Annotated in this window: 15 protein-coding genes; all 15 read left to right on the top strand. The window is 64.7% G+C overall.

What is annotated here, in order from left to right:
- The first annotated feature begins 112 nt into the window (after positions 1 to 112).
- The 15 genes from FGL95_RS30910 (at position 113) to FGL95_RS30840 (ending at position 17,118) form a co-directional block, all read left to right on the top strand.
- Positions 113 to 922, top strand: coding sequence for a TIGR03084 family metal-binding protein (locus FGL95_RS30910; protein ID WP_169594651.1), 810 nt, complete (start codon positions 113 to 115; stop codon positions 920 to 922).
- Entirely contained in the window at positions 919 to 2,634 is a 1,716-nt protein-coding gene (locus tag FGL95_RS30905) for an acyclic terpene utilization AtuA family protein (protein ID WP_169594649.1), read from the top strand. Before FGL95_RS30910 ends, FGL95_RS30905 begins: the two co-directional genes overlap by 4 nt.
- On the top strand, positions 2,586 to 3,776 hold the full coding sequence (locus tag FGL95_RS30900; protein ID WP_169594647.1) for an acyl-CoA dehydrogenase family protein: 1,191 nt from the start codon (positions 2,586 to 2,588) through the stop codon (positions 3,774 to 3,776). Before FGL95_RS30905 ends, FGL95_RS30900 begins: the two co-directional genes overlap by 49 nt.
- Positions 3,777 to 3,870: 94 nt before the next feature.
- Positions 3,871 to 5,469, top strand: a complete 1,599-nt coding sequence (locus tag FGL95_RS30895; RefSeq protein WP_169594645.1) for a carboxyl transferase domain-containing protein — start codon at positions 3,871 to 3,873, stop codon at positions 5,467 to 5,469.
- A 5-nt stretch (positions 5,470 to 5,474) separates the two neighbouring features.
- Positions 5,475 to 7,451, top strand: a complete 1,977-nt coding sequence (locus tag FGL95_RS30890; RefSeq protein WP_169594643.1) for an acetyl/propionyl/methylcrotonyl-CoA carboxylase subunit alpha — start codon at positions 5,475 to 5,477, stop codon at positions 7,449 to 7,451.
- Entirely contained in the window at positions 7,448 to 8,608 is a 1,161-nt protein-coding gene (locus FGL95_RS30885) for an acyl-CoA dehydrogenase family protein (protein ID WP_169594641.1), read from the top strand. The genes FGL95_RS30890 and FGL95_RS30885 overlap by 4 nt, the downstream gene beginning before the upstream one ends.
- Before the next feature lies 1 nt (position 8,609).
- On the top strand, positions 8,610 to 9,383 hold the full coding sequence (locus tag FGL95_RS30880) for an enoyl-CoA hydratase family protein (RefSeq protein ID WP_169594639.1): 774 nt from the start codon (positions 8,610 to 8,612) through the stop codon (positions 9,381 to 9,383).
- A gap of 15 nt (positions 9,384 to 9,398) precedes the next feature.
- Positions 9,399 to 10,007 carry a TetR family transcriptional regulator gene (locus tag FGL95_RS30875; protein ID WP_169594637.1) on the top strand — a complete coding sequence of 203 codons (609 nt, stop codon included), beginning with the start codon at positions 9,399 to 9,401 and terminating at the stop codon, positions 10,005 to 10,007.
- Positions 10,008 to 10,106: 99 nt separating this feature from the next.
- Positions 10,107 to 12,425, top strand: coding sequence for a carbamoyltransferase HypF (hypF, locus tag FGL95_RS30870; RefSeq protein ID WP_169594635.1), 2,319 nt, complete (start codon positions 10,107 to 10,109; stop codon positions 12,423 to 12,425).
- Entirely contained in the window at positions 12,422 to 13,162 is a 741-nt protein-coding gene (locus FGL95_RS30865) for a hydrogenase assembly protein HupF (RefSeq protein WP_169594633.1), read from the top strand. The genes hypF and FGL95_RS30865 overlap by 4 nt, the downstream gene beginning before the upstream one ends.
- Positions 13,162 to 13,845, top strand: a complete 684-nt coding sequence (locus FGL95_RS30860; RefSeq protein ID WP_169594631.1) for a D-sedoheptulose-7-phosphate isomerase — start codon at positions 13,162 to 13,164, stop codon at positions 13,843 to 13,845. The genes FGL95_RS30865 and FGL95_RS30860 overlap by 1 nt, the downstream gene beginning before the upstream one ends.
- Complete coding sequence (hypE, locus tag FGL95_RS30855; protein ID WP_169594629.1) at positions 13,845 to 14,945, top strand: hydrogenase expression/formation protein HypE; 1,101 nt, start codon at positions 13,845 to 13,847, stop codon at positions 14,943 to 14,945. The genes FGL95_RS30860 and hypE overlap by 1 nt, the downstream gene beginning before the upstream one ends.
- A gap of 13 nt (positions 14,946 to 14,958) precedes the next feature.
- Positions 14,959 to 15,231, top strand: a complete 273-nt coding sequence (locus tag FGL95_RS30850) for a HypC/HybG/HupF family hydrogenase formation chaperone (protein WP_169594627.1) — start codon at positions 14,959 to 14,961, stop codon at positions 15,229 to 15,231.
- Between the two features lie 9 nt (positions 15,232 to 15,240).
- Complete coding sequence (hypD, locus tag FGL95_RS30845; RefSeq protein ID WP_169594625.1) at positions 15,241 to 16,374, top strand: hydrogenase formation protein HypD; 1,134 nt, start codon at positions 15,241 to 15,243, stop codon at positions 16,372 to 16,374.
- On the top strand, positions 16,375 to 17,118 hold the full coding sequence (locus FGL95_RS30840) for a DUF6390 family protein (protein WP_169594623.1): 744 nt from the start codon (positions 16,375 to 16,377) through the stop codon (positions 17,116 to 17,118).
- Positions 17,119 to 17,122: the final 4 nt, after the last annotated feature.

Raw genomic sequence — 17,122 nt, 5'->3', positions numbered from 1 at the left:
TGACGACGACGGGTCCACGCTCGACGATCATTAACAAGCGTTCATGCTTGCTTTTTTTCGGTGGCGGTGTGAGGCTGTGTGCCGAAGCGCTAGACAACAAGGAGTTTGCAACGTGGCAGATCTTGACGGCGTATTGGCGGATCTCGAAGCCGAAGGCGCGGACCTGGACCGATTGGTAGCAGGATTGAGCGCCGAGGCGTGGTCGCTCGAAACCCCCTCCCCCGGCTGGACCATCGCGCACCAGATTGCGCACCTGGCGTGGACCGACGGAGTCGCGACTCTGTCGGCTACCGACCCCGAGGCGTTCGCCGCGGTGGTGAAGAAGGCATGGGAGAACCCCACTGGCTTCGTCGACGTCGCGGCCGAGGAACTCGCCAAGACGCCCACCGCGGACCTTCTAGAACTGTGGCGCGCAGACCGCTCAGCCCTCGTCACCGCACTTCGCGCCGTTGCGCCCGGCCGGAAGTTGGACTGGTTCGGTCCGCCGATGGCCGTCGCCTCGATGGCGACTGCACGCATCATGGAGACCTGGGCGCATGGGCAGGACGTCGCCGACACACTCGGCGAAACTCGCACGCCGACAGCACGATTGCGCCACGTCGCGCACATCGGAGTGCGCGCCCGCAACTTCGCGTACAGCGTCCGCAACGAACAGCCGCCCACCGAGGACATCCGGGTCGAACTCGTCGCACCGGACGGGTCGACGTGGTCGTGGGGCGCCGAGGACGCAGCCCAACGCGTCACCGGGTCCGCGCTCGATTTCTGTCTGCTGGTCACGCAGCGCAGGCACCTCGACGATCTCGATGTCGAGGCGGTGGGCGCCGACGCCTCGCATTGGCTCACGATTGCGCAGGCCTTTGCAGGCGCCCCGGGATCGGGCCGTCAGCCTGGCCAATTCGCCGGAACGGCGGCGCAGGCATGACCGCGCTCGGTCCGAACCCGGACCTGCTCCGGATCGGCAACTGCTCGGGCTTCTACGGCGACCGCATCAGCGCCATGCGCGAGATGCTCGAAGGCGGCGAGCTCGACGTGCTCACCGGCGACTACCTCGCCGAACTGACCATGCTCATCCTCGGTCGCGACAAGATGAAGGACGCCGATCTCGGCTACGCCAAAACCTTTGTGCGGCAGGTCGAGGACTGTCTCGGTCTGGCACTCGACAAAGGCGTGCAGATCGTCGCCAACGCGGGCGGGCTCAACCCCGCAGGGCTCGCAACGCGGCTGCGCGAGATTGCCGACAAGCTCGGCCTCGACGCGAAGATCGCCCACGTCGAAGGGGACGACATCGCGGCCCGGGCTGCGGAGTTGCAACTCGGCACTCCCCTCACCGCGAACGCCTATCTGGGTGGTTGGGGAATCGTCGAGTGCCTCAATGCCGGCGCCAACGTCGTCGTCACCGGACGGGTCACCGACGCATCGGTGATCGTCGGTCCTGCCGCCGCGCACTTCGGCTGGAGCCGAACCGATTACAACCAACTCGCCGGTGCGGTCGTTGCGGGCCACGTCATCGAATGCAGCACGCAGGCGACCGGCGGCAACTACTCGTTCTTCAAAGAGATCGCCGACCTGACGCGCCCCGGATTCCCGATCGCAGAGATTCGCCGCGACGGCTCCAGCGTCATCACCAAGCACGAGAACACCGGCGGCGCTGTCACCGTCGATACCGTCGAAGCACAACTGATGTACGAGATTCAGACCGCTCGCTACGCCGGACCTGATGTGACGACCCGACTCGACACCATCACGCTGAGCTCCGACGGGGAGGACCGCGTGTTGATCAGCGGCGTCGTCGGCGAAGCGCCTCCGCCGCAGCTGAAGGTCTCGCTCAACTCACTCGGCGGTTTCCGCAACGAGATGGAGTTCATCCTCACCGGTCTCGACATCGAGGCGAAGGCCGAACTCGCGCAGAAGCAGCTCGAATCCTGGCTGACCGTGCGACCCGCCGAAATCGATTGGACCCTTGCCCGTTTGGACCGCCCGGATGCCGACACCGAGGAGCAGGCCAGCGCCCTGCTGCGCTGCGTGGTCCGGGACACCGACCCCAACAAGGTGGGCCGCACCTTCTCCAGCGTCGCCGTCGAACTCGCTCTTGCCAGTTACCCGGGGTGCAGCTTCACCTCGCTGCCTGGCAACGGATCGCCGTACGGGATCTTCACCGCGGGCTACGTCGACGCCGACAAAGTGCCGCACATCGCAGCGCTTCCGGACGGCCGCCGAGTCGACGTCGCCCAGGCCACCGACACCCGGCCGCTCGATGCCGTCGACGAACCGGACTTGCCGGAGCCCTTGGGCACGACCACTACCCGCCGCGTTCCCCTCGGGACCATCGCGCTCGCGCGCAGCGGCGACAAAGGTGGTAACGCGAACATCGGCGTCTGGGTTCGCACCGACGAACAGTGGCGCTGGCTCGTCAACACGTTGACCGTCGAGGAACTGCAACGGCTGCTGCCGGAAACAGCACCGCTGACAGTCACGCGGCACGTGCTGCCGAACCTTCGCGCCGTCAACTTCGTCATCGAAGGACTGCTCGGCAAGGGCGTGGCTTACCAGGCCCGATTCGATCCACAGGCAAAGGGACTCGCGGAATGGCTGCGGTCTCGGCACATCGATATTCCAGAGGAGCTACTCGCGTGAGTGTTTGGACCGATGACGAGCGCAAGGCCCTGCGCGCGACCGTTCGCGGATTCGTCGAACGAGACATTCTGCCCGAGCTCGATCAGTGGGAGCGCGACGGCGAACTGCCGCGCGAACTACACAAGAAGGCCGGCCAGCTGGGCCTGCTCGGACTGGCGTTCCCAGAATCGGCTGGCGGCTCCGGTGGCACGCGGATCGACGAAGTCACTCTCATGGAAGAGGCGCTCTACGCCGGTGTCTCGGGCGGCCTGTGGGCGTCGCTGTTCACCTGCGGGATCGCTGTCCCGCACATCATCGCCTCGGGCAACACGGATCTGATCGACCGCTACGTCAAGCCGACCCTCGCCGGCGATCTGATCGGCTCGCTCGCCATCACCGAGCCGGGCGGCGGGTCCGACGTCAACAACATCACGACAACGGCCAAGCGCGACGGCGACCACTTCATCGTCAACGGCTCGAAGACGTTCATCACCTCCGGTGTCCGCGCCGACTTCGTCACCACAGCGGTCCGCACAGGCGGTCCGGGCGCCGGTGGCGTGTCACTGCTCGTCGTCGACAAGAACACGCCGGGATTCACGGTCTCGCGCAAGCTGGAGAAGATGGGCTGGCTCGCGTCGGATACGGCGGAGTTGTCCTACGTCGACGTGCGCGTGCCTGCCGAGAACCTCGTCGGACCCGAGAACACCGGCTTCGCGCAGATCGCCGCCGCATTCGTGTCCGAGCGAATCGGGCTCGCTGTCCTTGCCTACGGTCACGCGCAACGCGCCCTCGATCTCGCCGTCGCGTGGTGTCGCGATCGGGAGACGTTCGGTCGCCCGCTCATCAGCCGCCAACACGTTCAGATGAAGCTCGCAGAGATGGCCCGCAAGGTCGATGTCGCCCGCGTCTACACGCGTGCTCTCGCCGAGCGAGCAGAAGCCGGCGAGACGAACCTCATCACCGAAGTCTGCTTCGCGAAGAACACGGCAGTCGAGAACGGCGCGTGGGTCGTGAACGAAGCGGTCCAGCTGTTCGGCGGCATGGGTTACATGCGTGAATCCGAGGTGGAGCGCATCTACCGCGACTTCCGCATCATCGGAATCGGTGGCGGCACAGACGAAATCATGACCATGCTGGCGTCGAAACTGTTGGGGTTCCAGTGAGCGAGCGAGGAGTGAGCATCGCAGCGAGTACCGGAGCGCAGCGAGGAACGCAGCGAGGAGCGGAACGACGAGCGCAGCGACTAGGAGTTACCCAGTGAGCGTATTGAGAACCACTCTCGACCCGACGTCGGACGACTATCGAGCCGCGTCCGACGCGATGACCGCGAAGCTCACAGAGGTCGAGGCCGAGTTCGCCAAGGCCATCGGCGGCGGCGGTCCGGACAAGGTTGCCCGTCACCGCAAGCGCGGCAAGCTGACCGCGCGCGAACGCATCGAACTGCTCATCGACGAGGACTCGCCGTTCCTGGAGCTGTGCCCATTGGCGGGGTGGGGCAGCCAGTTCCACGTCGGAGGCAGCGTGGTCGTCGGTATCGGCATCGTCGAAGGCGTCGAGTGCATGATCACCGCGCCCGACCCGACCGTGAAGGGCGGCACGTCCAACCCGTACACGCTCAAGAAGACGCTGCGGATCAACGACATCATCAGGGAGAACCGGCTTCCCGTGATCGCGCTGGTCGAATCGGGCGGTGCGGACCTGCCGACCCAGAAGGACGTCTTCGTCCCCGGTGGTCAGATGTTCCGCGACCTCACGCGAGCCTCTGCCGCCGGCATCCCGACGATTGCGCTCGTGTTCGGCAACTCCACCGCTGGCGGTGCCTACATCCCCGGCATGTCGGATCACGTCGTGATGATCAAGGAGCAATCGAAGGTCTTCCTGGGTGGTCCGCCGCTGGTGAAGATGGCGACGGGAGAAGAGTCGGACGACGAATCTCTCGGTGGCGCCGAAATGCACGCTCGTATTTCGGGTTTGGCGGACTACTTCGCCGTCGACGAACAGGACGCGATCCGGATCGGACGCTCGATCGTCAAGCGGCTGAATTGGCGGAAGAAGGGCCCAGCGCCACGTGCCGAGGTCATCGAGCCGTTGTACGACCAGGAAGAACTGGTCGGCATCGTGCCGTCGGACCTGAAGATTCCGTTCGATCCCCGCGAGGTGATCGCGCGCATCGTCGACGGTTCCGATTTCGACGAGTTCAAGCCCTTATATGGCGGCAGCCTGGTGACGGGCTGGGCGGAGCTGCACGGCTATCCGATCGGGATTCTCGCCAATGCCCGCGGCGTCCTCTTCTCCGAAGAAGCGCAGAAGGCAACACAGTTCATTCAGTTGGCCAACCGGTACGACACGCCATTGCTGTTCCTGCACAACACGACTGGATACATGGTCGGCAAGGAATACGAGCAGGGCGGCATCATCAAGCACGGCGCGCAAATGATCAACGCGGTCTCCAATTCGACGGTGCCGCACATCTCGCTGGTGATGGGCGCGTCCTACGGCGCTGGCGCGTACGGCATGTCCGGCCGCGCGTATAGCCCGCGCTTCATGTTCACCTGGCCCAGCGCGAAGTCCGCGGTGATGGGCGGGGCGCAGTTGGCGGGCGTGATCTCGATCGTCGCGAAGGCCGCGGCGGAAGCGCGCGGTCAGGCGTGGGACGAGGCCGCAGACACCGGCATGCGCGCGATGGTGGAAGCGCAGATCGAGAAGGAATCGCTGCCGATGTTCATGTCAGGGATGCTCTACGACGACGGCGTCATCGATCCGCGCGATACCCGGACCGTTCTCGGAATGTGCTTGTCCGCCATCGCGACCGAACCGATCAAGGGCGCCGAACGCTTCGGCGTCTTCAGGATGTGAGCGCCATGATCTCGAGTGTCCTCGTAGCCAACCGCGGCGAAATCGCGCGCCGCGTGTTCGCGACCTGCCGCCGCATGGGCATCGGAACGGTCGCCGTGTTCTCCGACGCCGACGCCAATTCGCCGCACGTAGCCGAGGCCGACGCAGCAATCCGGCTTCCCGGAAACACCCCGGCGGAGACGTACCTGCGCGGCGAACTGATCATCGCGGCCGCTAAGGCCGCCGGTGCCGACGCAATCCACCCCGGCTACGGATTCCTTTCCGAGAACGCCGATTTCGCCAAGTCTGTCCTCGACGCCGGACTGACATGGATCGGTCCGCCGGTGAAGGCCATCGAGCAGATGGGCAGCAAGGTCGAGTCGAAGAAGATGATGGATGCGGCAGGTGTGCCCGTCCTCGCCGAACTCGATCCGGCCGAGGTGACAGAATCGATGCTGCCGGTGCTGATCAAGGCCTCAGCTGGTGGTGGCGGGCGCGGCATGCGAGTCGTGCGGTCGCTGGACCAACTCGAGGACGAAATCGCGGGGGCCAAGCGCGAAGCGCAGTCCGCTTTCGGCGACCCGACGGTGTTCTGCGAGCGCTACCTCGAAACTGGTCGCCACATCGAGGTCCAGGTGATGGCAGATACCCATGGCACGGTCTGGGCGGTCGGTGAACGCGAATGCTCGATTCAACGACGCCACCAGAAGGTCGTCGAGGAAGCTCCGTCCCCGCTCGTCGAACGCGTCGATGGGATGCGGGAGCGCCTCTTCCACGCCGCACGCTTGGCAGCAGAGGCCATCGGTTACGAAGGCGCTGGGACCGTCGAGTTCTTGGCCGACGAGAAGGGCGACTTCTTCTTCCTGGAGATGAACACCCGACTTCAGGTCGAGCACCCGGTGACCGAGCAGACCACCGGTCTCGACCTGGTTCGACTGCAGCTGCAGGTCGCTGCCGGAAAGGCGCTGCCCGCCGAGCAGCCCGCCTTGCGGGGGCACTCGATCGAGGTCCGGCTCTACGCCGAAGACCCCGCTCATGAGTGGCAACCACAGAGCGGAACGATCCACAAGATCGAAATCCCGCAGACCACAGGCGAATTCACGGTCCTGGAGAATGCCGGGGTCCGCTTGGATACCGGCGTCGTCGACGGGTCGGTCGTCGGTGTGCACTACGACCCGATGTTGGCCAAGGTGATCTCCTACGCCGACACACGCGATGAAGCAGCGCATCTGTTGGCGTCGGCCTTGCAGCGCGCGAAGATTCACGGTCTGGTGACCAACCGCGATTTGCTGGTCCGGGTGCTGCGCCACGACGCGTTCCTTGCCGGCGACACAGATACAGCCTTCTTCGCAACGCATGGTCTGGATACCTTGTCGGCGCCATTGGTGTCCGATGCCGACGAGGCCCTGTCGGTCGTTGCGGCTGCCCTCGCGGAATCCGCGGCGAATCGCCGTGCCGCCCGGGTAGGGGCAGGGCTGCCGAGCGGTTGGCGCAACCTGCCTGCACAGCCGCAGCTCAAGTCGTACGAGAGTCGGACCTCCGGGACGCACGACGTTCGTTACCGCGTCACCAGGTCGGGCGTCGTCGTCGAAGGCCATGACGGTCTGACGGTCGTCGAAGCGACGCCGACCCATGTGGTCATGACCGAGCCGAACGGCCCGCAACGGCGTTTCGAGGTCGCGCGCTACGGCGACCTGGTGTGCATCGACTCCGCACTCGGCCCGGTGACGGTCCGACGTTTGCCGCGCTTCATCGACCCGTCGGCGCAAGTTGCCGCCGGTTCGTTGCTCGCGCCGATGCCGGGCTCGGTCATCCGGTTGGGTGCTGAGGTCGGCGCGGAAGTAACGGCAGGACAACCGATCCTGTGGCTAGAGGCGATGAAGATGGAGCACAAGATCGTCGCACCCGCTGCGGGTGTGCTCACCGAATTGAACGTCACCGTCGGCCAACAGGTCGAGGTCGGAGCCGTGTTGGCAGTAGTCGAGAACGAGGAGTCGAAATGAGCTTTATCGAGACCGAAGAGCAGAAGGAACTACGCGCGGCGGTTGCGGCGCTCACGGAGAAGTACAACTACCGCGACTACGTGCTACCCAAGGCACGGGTCGGCGAAGCACTGACCGAATTGTGGGACGAGGCAGGCAAACTCGGCTTCCTCGGCGTCAATCTGCCGGAGGAGTACGGCGGCGGGGGCGCGGGCATCTACGAGCTGGCGCTCGTGCAGGAAGAGATGGCCGCAAACGGTGCAGGACTGCTGCTGGTCGTTGTCTCCCCGGCGATCTGCGGCACGATCATCACGAAGTACGGCACGGACGCGCAGAAGGAAAAGTGGCTGCCGCGCCTGGCCGACGGGTCGACCAAGATGGTCTTTGCGATCACCGAGCCCGACGCGGGCTCCAACTCGCACCAGATCACTACGACCGCTCGGCGCGATGGTGACGACTGGATTATCAGCGGCCAGAAGATCTACATCTCGGGCGTCGATCAAGCCGAAGCGATTCTCGTCGTGTCGCGCACCGAGGACTCGAAGACCGGCAAGCTCAAGCCGGCGCTGTTCATCATGCCGACCGATGCCGAAGGCCTCGTCAAGACCCAGCAAGAGATGGACATCATCGAGCCGGATCACCAGTATTCGCTGTTCTTCGACGATGTCCGGCTGCCGGCCGATGCTCTGGTCGGGCAGGAAGACGCTGCCATCGCACAGCTCTTCGCCGGACTGAACCCAGAGCGCATCCTGGGCGCGGCCATGGCTGTCGGAATGGGTCGCTACGCGATCGACCGCGCCGTGGAGTACGCGAAGGAGCGCACGGTATGGAAAACCTCCATCGGTGCGCACCAAGGTATTGCGCACCCGCTCGCACAGATCAAGATCGAGCTCGAGCTCGCGAAGGTCATGATGCAGAAGGCTGCGACGCTCTACGATGCCGGCGATGAGTTCGGCGCTGCCGAGGCCGCCAACATGGCGAAGTACGCCGCTGCCGAAGCGAGCATCAGGGCTCTCGATCAGGCGATCCAGACTCACGGTGGCGCCGGGCTGACCAAGGAATACGGCCTTGCCTCGATGCTGGGTGCTGCGCGAATTGCGCGTATTGCGCCGGTCAGCCGCGAGATGGTGCTCAACTTCGTGGCGCAGCACTCGCTCGGCCTGCCGAAGTCTTACTGATATGGCAGACGAACCGTTCGTGCAGTACGGCGTCGACAGCGGGTTCGCGACGCTGACCCTCGACTCGCCGCACAACCGTAATGCGCTCTCGTCGAAGCTCGTTCGCGAGTTGCTCGAAGGTCTGCAGCAGGCTGCCGCGGACCCCGCGGTTCGCGGAATCGTGCTCACGCACACCGGCAACACGTTCTGCGCGGGTGCCGATCTGAGCGAGGCGAGCAATGCAGATCCGGCGGTTGCAGCCGACGATCGAACCCGGGTGATGCTCACCTTGCTGCGCGGGATCATCGAGGTGCCCAAGCCGGTCGTCGCTGTGATCGACGGAAATGTCCGCGCCGGTGGCATGGGGATCGTCGCGGCCTGCGACATCGTCATTGCCGGTCGGGACAGCTCGTTCGCGCTCACCGAGGTCCGGTTGGGACTTGCTCCCTTCATGATCTCGTTGACGCTGCTTCCCCGGCTCAGCTCGCGCGCGGCCAGCCGCTACTACCTCACCGGCGAAAAGTTCGACGCCGACGAGGCCGCTGCGATCGGCCTGATCACGACCGCCGTCGACGACCCGAAGGCCGAGCTTGCCACGGTGTGCGCCAATCTCCGCAAAGGATCTCCGCAGGGCTTGGCCGAGAGCAAGCGACTCGTCACGGCAGCGATGCTGGCCGAGTTCGATCGGTCCGCAGACGAACTTGCGGCGCGGTCAGCGAGCTTCTTCGGCACCGAGGAAGTACGAGAAGGCATGATGGCTTTCTTGCAGCGGCGAACACCGAGCTGGGCACAGTAGAAGGAGGTGAGTGGCGTGACGACGGTTCGTGAACCGAAGCAGGACCGAAGCCGCGCCACTCGCTTGCGTCTGCTGGAGGCGACGATCGACTGCCTGGCCGAGTCAGGCTGGAGCGCAACGACGGTGGCGGACGTCGCCGAACGAGCTGGGGTCTCGCGCGGCGCGGCACAACACCACTTCCCGGTCCGCGAAGACCTCATCACGGCAGCCTTGGAGTTCATGTTCGATTCGCGCATGACGACCGCTATGGACGCGGCAAAATCAGCCGGCGCAAGTGCTGCACGTAAGACGGAAACGGTGATTTCCGAGCTGGTCGAGTACTTCACCGGCCCGATGTTCAAGGCGGCTTTGCAAGTGTGGACCGCTGCTGCGGCCGACCCTGCGTTGAAGGAGCGAATCGTCCCCCTCGAGGCCAAGTTCGGCCGGACAGCTCATCGACTGACGATCGACGCGCTCGGTGTCGACGACTCGGACCCTGCGACGCACCAATTGGTCCAGGCGACGCTCGACCTCGCTCGAGGTCTCGGCCTCGCCGATGTGCTCACCGACGACTCGGCACGCCGAAAGAAGATCGTCCGCCGGTGGGCAGCGACCCTCGATACGGCGCTGAAACCCAAGCCCTGAGGACCTTGCAGCATCGGTTCTGCAGGAGCAGGATCGATCTTGTAGCCATCGTCGACACAGCCCATTCGGCGGGGCATATCCAACGATGTGGACTCGGGTATGAGCACCCAGGTAGATCCGGAATCCGTCGTCGGCACCACGGTCCAACGGCGCCGAATGATTGTTCGCGGCATCGTGCAAGGTGTCGGGTTCCGCCCTTTCGTTGCCAAGCTCGCGCGCGACCTCGGTTTGTCCGGGCATTGCGGTAACGACGATTACTGCGTGTTCATCGAGATCGAGGGACCCTCCGCGACGATCGCGGCCTTCGCGACGCGGCTGCGGACGGATGCGCCGCCACTCTCGGTCATCGTCGACATCCACACCGATATCGTTGCAGCACAGGGTGACACGTCGTTCGACATCGTCGACAGCCGGCATCGGGCCGATGCGCGAACATTGATTTCACCTGATGTCGCCACCTGCGCGGACTGCGTGCGCGAATTCAACGATCCGACCGACCGGCGCTACCTGCATCCGTTCATCAACTGCACCAACTGCGGGCCTCGCTTCACGGTCATCACGGACCTCCCTTACGACCGGCCAGCCACGACGATGGCGCCGTTCCCGATGTGCGCGCAATGCCTCATCGAGTACCACATGCCATCGAATCGCCGCTATCACGCGCAGCCGATCTCGTGCCACGCGTGCGGACCACGCATCTACTTCGAGCAGGCAGGCCGACAAGAGTTCGGCGACGACGTCGTCATGCGTCGCGTACACGACGCGCTCGACGCCGGACGCATCGTCGCAGTCAAAGGATTGGGTGGATTCCACCTCGTCTGCGATGCCGCAAACTCCGCGGCCGTCGCCCGGTTGCGCTCCCGAAAGCGGCGACCGGACAAGCCGTTCGCCCTGATGGCAGCCGATCTCGGTGTCGTCGGTGCGATCTGCGAGGTGTCGGACATCGATGAGCGGTTATTGGCCGGCGCGGCTCACCCGATCGTGCTCATGAAGCGGCGATCGACGACGCTGGTCGCCACCGAGGTGGCGCCCGGTGTCGACGAGTTCGGCGTGATGCTGCCGTACACGCCCCTGCACCACTTGTTGTTCCGCGGCGGTCCGCGGCTGCTCGTCATGACATCGGGTAACGCCAGCGACGAACCGTTGTGTTTCGACAACGACGACGCCCGTCAGCGACTTGGCGCCATCGCCGATGCATTCCTGCTGCACGACCGCAAAATTGCTGTGCCGTGTGAGGATTCGGTGCTCACCGTGACCGACGGCGCGGTGTTGCCGATCCGGCGGTCGCGCGGCTACGCACCGCTCCCCGTTCTGCTGCCCGAGCCGGGACCGGTCGTGCTCGCCGTCGGCGCCGAGGTCAAGAACACCTTCTGCCTGACGCGGGAGAACTACGCATTCTGTTCGGCGCATCTGGGCGATATGGGATCGCTGGAAAGTCAGCGGGCGTTCGAGAGTTCGGTCGCGCAGTTGACGACGCTGCATCGCGTCACGCCGCAACTGCTGGTCGCCGACGACCACCCCGGGTACTCGACACGCCATTGGGCGCAACGCCACAGCGACGCGAGCGGGATCGAGTTGCGCACGGTCCAGCACCATCACGCGCACGTCGCGTCCTTGCTCGCCGAGCATGGCCGGCTCGGCACGAAGGTGCTCGGAATTGCCTTCGACGGCACGGGATACGGCTGTGACCGTACGGTCTGGGGTGGTGAGCTCCTCGAAGTCGGTCCGGATGTTCGCGACGCCGTGCGCGTCGGCCACCTGCAACCGTTCTGGCTGCCCGGCGGTGATGCGGCGGTGCGCAATCCCGCTCGTGTCGCTGCAGCGCTGCTGCACGAAGCTGGACTGATCGACATCGACGACCTGCCGTGCACGGCTGCGCTCGAGCCGGTCGAGCGGCGGCTCGTTGCGTCGCAACTGCGCGAGGGGACCGCATGTGCCCGGACGACGAGCGTCGGACGGCTGTTCGACGGTGTGTCATCGCTGCTCGGTGTGTGTCACAGGGCGAGCTACGAAGCCCAGGCAGCCGTCGAGCTGGAGGCGCTGGCCCGGACCGCCGGCAGCGCCGCTCCCCTACGAATGACGATCGAAGGCAACGAGATCCGCTTCGACTCGTTGCTGGCCGATGTGATCGGGGAGATGCGGGAAGGCCGACCGATTGCCGAACTCGCGCTCGGCTTCCATTACGCCCTCGCGGATGCGACGGCCGAGCTGGTCCGTCGGCACGACGTCTCGACGGTCGGGCTGACCGGCGGCGTGTTCCAGAACCGCCTGCTTCTTCGGCTGCTGCGGAAGAACTTGCAGGACAGTGGGTTCGAAGTGTTGACCCACGAGAAGGTACCCCCGAACGACGGTGGACTATCGCTCGGTCAAGCGGTGATCGGTCGGGCAATTGCCCGGGAAATGGGAGCGATTACATGACTGCGGCACCCGCGGACGTTGAACTCATCGACACCGATCTCGCCGCCGACCTGGCCACTGCGGCATTGGCTTTGGCGCGACGATTCAATGCAGGCGCGACCCTGTGGACGATCTCGCCGCAATGGGAACCACACGCGCATCACATCGCAGTCGAGTTCGTCCATCCGGTGATCATGGGTAAGCGAGCGTTGCCGTCGGTCGCTCTGGTCGAGCCGGATCCGGTGGCGCAGTGCCGGGTCGCGACCCGGCCGGGTGATGTGATCATCGCCGTCGCGTCGGCTGATCAGCCGCAAGTCCTCGACGCGATGCGCCGGGCGCCGGTGTGGGGAGCCGATACGATCTGGATCGGCTACGGCGATCGACCCCCGCCTGGTAGCGCCAACCACATTCTCTGGGTCAACTCCGACGATCCGATGGTTCCAGCGACCGGCCGGTTCGTGCTGATGTATCACCTGTTGTGGGAGCTCACGCACGTCTGCTTCGAACATCCTGGGCTGATGACCGTCGACGAGCCGGAATGTACCGACGAGGTCTGCATCACCTGCAGCGACGAGGGGCGTCTCGCCGAAGTGATCCTGCCCCCTCAGTCCGCGTTCGAATCTGCGCTGGTCCGAACGGCTTCGGGCGAAGAGTTGATCGACGTCACAGTCCTCGGCGAGGTCGAAGTCAACGATTTGGTCCTTGTCCACGGCGGCGCTGCGATCACCCGACTGGACGATCGAGCGGGAGCGATGTGATGACCGAGAACACGAATTTCCTGTACCCGTTCATCGACGCCGAAGAGACCAACGCGAGCGCCCTACTGGCCGATCTCGCGGAGTCCGCACGTGGCAAGGCTGCGGTCAGCGCTGCCCTGCAACGCGAGTCGATGGCCGAGTGGGGCGAGGCAATCCGCGCCGCGGGCACGCAGATGGCCGACCGATTCGCCCTCGGTGGCCGGCTCTACACGCTCGGCAACGGCGGAAGCTCCACGGATGCAGCAACATTGGCGACCCTGTTCAGCCGCCCTGCTCGAGGCAGGCCGGTGGCAGCCTGGTCGCTTGCCGCGGACACCTCCGTCGTCACTGCACTCGGCAACGACGTCGGCTTCGACCTCATTTTCAAGCGACAGATCATCGCGCACTCCCGAGACCGTGACATCGCGATCGCGCTGTCGACGTCTGGGAACTCCGACGACCTGCTTTCGGCGTTGGCGGAAGCGAAGACGCGCGGCTTGCTCACCATCGGGTTCGCGGGGCACGACGGCGGCAGGATGGCCGTCACCGCAGACCTGGACTTCTGCTTCACCATTCGCTCCCAGAGTATTCACCGGATTCAAGAAAGCCACGCCGTCGTCGGCTACCAACTGTGGGTGGCGATGCAGGAACGGATGACCGAACTCACCAGGGCTGCAGCACGATCGATGACAGGAGCGCACTGATGGTCAGTACCGAATCGGCGACAGCCTCCGAACGTGAAGGCAGGGTGCTCGAACGCATCAACGAGTACCGCAAACGTAGACCGCGGCTGCTCGAATCGGTCGTGACCCTGGCGCATGGCGCCGGCGGCAAATCGTCGGCTGCACTGATCGACTCGGTCTTCGTCGAAGCGTTTCGGAATCCTGAGTTGGAACAACTCGGCGACGCCGCGGTCATGACCCTGCCGTCCGGCGAACGCATGGCATTCTCCACGGACTCGTTCGTCGTGCAGCCGCTCGAGTTCCCAGGCGGCTCGATCGGGAACCTCGCCGTGCATGGGACCGTCAACGATCTCGCAGTCTCGGGCGCTGTCCCACAATGGCTTTGCGCGGCGTTCGTGATCGAGGAGGGTTTCGACATCGGTCGACTCCGAGACATCGTCGTCGACATGAGCGATTCGGCGTCGGCGGCCGGGGTTCAGATCGTCACCGGCGACACCAAGGTCGTCGGCAAAGGCGCCGCGGACGGGCTGTACATCTCTACTGCCGGAATGGGATTGGTCCCGGCGGGGCGGATGCTGTCACCCATGCTCGTCAAGCCGGGCGACCGCGTGCTGGTCTCGGGGACCATCGGCGAGCACGGCATGGCAGTGATGCTGGCTCGCGGCGAGTTGGCCATCGAAGCAGACATCGTCTCCGACACCGCAGCCGTCAACCACCTGGTCGAGGCGATGTTGGCCGCCGCGCCGTCCACCCGATGGATGCGCGATGCCACACGCGGCGGCGTAGGCACGGTCTGCAACGAGTTGGCCCAAACTGCCGGAGTCGCTGTCATTCTCGACGAAGGCCAGTTGCCGATGCAACCGCAGGTTCTCGGCGCGTGCGACATGTTGGGCATCGACCCGCTGTACGTCGCCAACGAGGGCAAGTTCATCGCGATCGTGCCACCGGAAGAAACCGACGCCGCACTCGCCGCGCTTCGATCGCACAAACTCGGCGCGAATGCCGCCGTGATCGGCGAAGTGCTCGGCGATCCGCCCGGAATCGTCGCATTGCGAACGTCGTTCGGCGGCAGCCGCATTGTCGACATGCTCGTCGGCGATCCGCTACCGAGAATCTGTTGAAGGAGGAGCCGCCATGTGCTTGGGAATCCCCGGACAAGTCGTGGACATCGTCGACGCCGAACAACACCTTGCGAAGGTGGATGTCAACGGAATTCGACGGATCATCAGCGTGCGACTGCTTGCCGACGAAGGCTTGGTAGTCGGCGATTGGGTACTCGTCCACGTCGGCTTCGCCATGTCGAAGATCGATGAAGTCGAGGCGCAACTCACGCTCGATCAAGTCCAGAAGATGGGCGCCGATTACGTGAACGAGATCGACGCATTCAACTCCTCACAGATTGCTTGAGGTAGCACCGTGAAGTTCGTCGACGAATACCGAGACCCCGCGGCCGCGCGGGCGTTGGTCAAATCCATCAACGAACTCGCCGGTGACGGTGAGTACAAATTCATGGAAGTCTGTGGCGGGCATACCCACACCATCTATCGACACGGCATCGAGCACCTGCTCCCGTCGTCGGTGGAGCTGGTGCATGGCCCAGGCTGTCCGGTGTGCGTGATACCCATGGGCAGGGTCGACGACGCGATGTCGCTCGCCGAACACCCCGCGGTGATCTTCACGACCTTCGGCGACATGATGCGAGTGCCCGGTTCGCGCGGCAACCTCATCGAGGCGAAAGCCCGCGGTGCTGACGTTCGATTCGTCTATTCGCCGCTGGATGCGTTGAAGATCGCGGTCGACAACCCGTCGAAGGAGGTCGTCTTCTTCGCAGTGGGTTTCGAGACCACGGCGCCGTCTACCGCGGTCACGTTGGTCCGCGCAAAACAGTTGGGTGTCAAGAACTTCACGGTGTTCTGCAATCACGTGACGATCGTGCCGCCGATCAAAGCAATCCTGGATTCGCCGGACCTGCGACTGTCCGGGTTCCTGGGTCCGGGGCACGTATCCACCGTGGTCGGCACCCGGCCCTATCGGTTCGTGTCCGAGGTCTACGGCAAACCGATGGTGGTCGCCGGTTTCGAACCGCTGGACATCCTGGCGTCGGTCCACATGCTGCTGCAACAGATACGCGACGGACGCTGCGAGATCGAGAACCAGTACACCCGCGTGGTGAAGACCGAAGGCAACGTCCAAGCGTTGAAACTGATGGCCGAAACCTTCGAGCTGCGACCACATTTCGAATGGCGCGGCCTCGGCTTCATCTCGCAGAGCGCACTCAAGGTTCATCGGAACTACAGCGAATTCGATGCCGAAGAGCGGTTCTCCATGCCTGGAGTCCGGGTTGCCGACCCGAAAGCATGCCAGTGTGGCGAGGTACTGAAGGGCGTCATCAAGCCGTGGGAGTGCAAGGTGTTCGGCACAGCCTGCACGCCCGAGACCCCGATCGGTACTTGCATGGTCTCACCCGAAGGCGCCTGCGCGGCGTACTACAACTTCGGCCGGTTGCACAGGGAGACTGCACTTTTGGTGGGACAACGCGCAGGAGTTTGAGTGTCGACACCGCCAGGCCATCGTTTGTTCGCGCAGTACGCATACGCGCCGAATGCTCTCGGCTATTGCGGTCCGGCCGATGCGCGAGCGCTCGAAGCTGCCGCGTGCGGCGCTGACGTCGACGCCGATATCGCGGCGATCGCTCGACGGTTCAGTGGCGCATGGCCCTACCAGCAACTGATCGCCGAGTTGAGCGGTCTGGACGATCCGCTCGACGACCATGTGGTCCGCGCATACTGGACCGGCTCGGAGCTGACCGGCGAAATCGATCGCGCCCGTTTCGGTTCGGAGTTGTTGACCCGCTTCGCGTCCCAGGCCGGTCACTACTGGAAGCACCTCACCGATGCGCTGCTCGACGAGGCCGCACCCACCCACGCATTCCACGTCTTCGGCGTCTACCCCTGGACGCGGTTGCTCGGCAGCGGGATGCCGCAACCACTGCAGGTCCTCGACTCGTGCCGCATCAGCTGGGGCAAGGTCACCGAGGTCCGCGCCGGCGAAGTGGTCGTGCAGTCGAGGCCGCTCGAGTTCGACGGCACGCTGGAACTCGGCGATCCGCAGGAACGTACGGTCCGTAGTCGAGTGGACGCCGGCGAGTTCGTCTCGCACCTACACGCAGGCGATTACGTTGCCATCCACTGGGACTTCGTCTGCGATTGGCTCGCGCCCCAACAGGTCGACGAACTTCGCTACTGGACGGAATGGCAGCTCGAACGGACCAATCGGCGCCTCGCCACCACCTGACCCC

The sequence above is a fragment of the Antrihabitans stalactiti genome (assembly GCF_012932915.1).
GTDB lineage: Bacteria > Actinomycetota > Actinomycetes > Mycobacteriales > Mycobacteriaceae > Antrihabitans > Antrihabitans stalactiti.
Note: the sequence above shows the minus strand (reverse complement) of the source record. Positions and strands in the feature narration are given on the sequence as shown.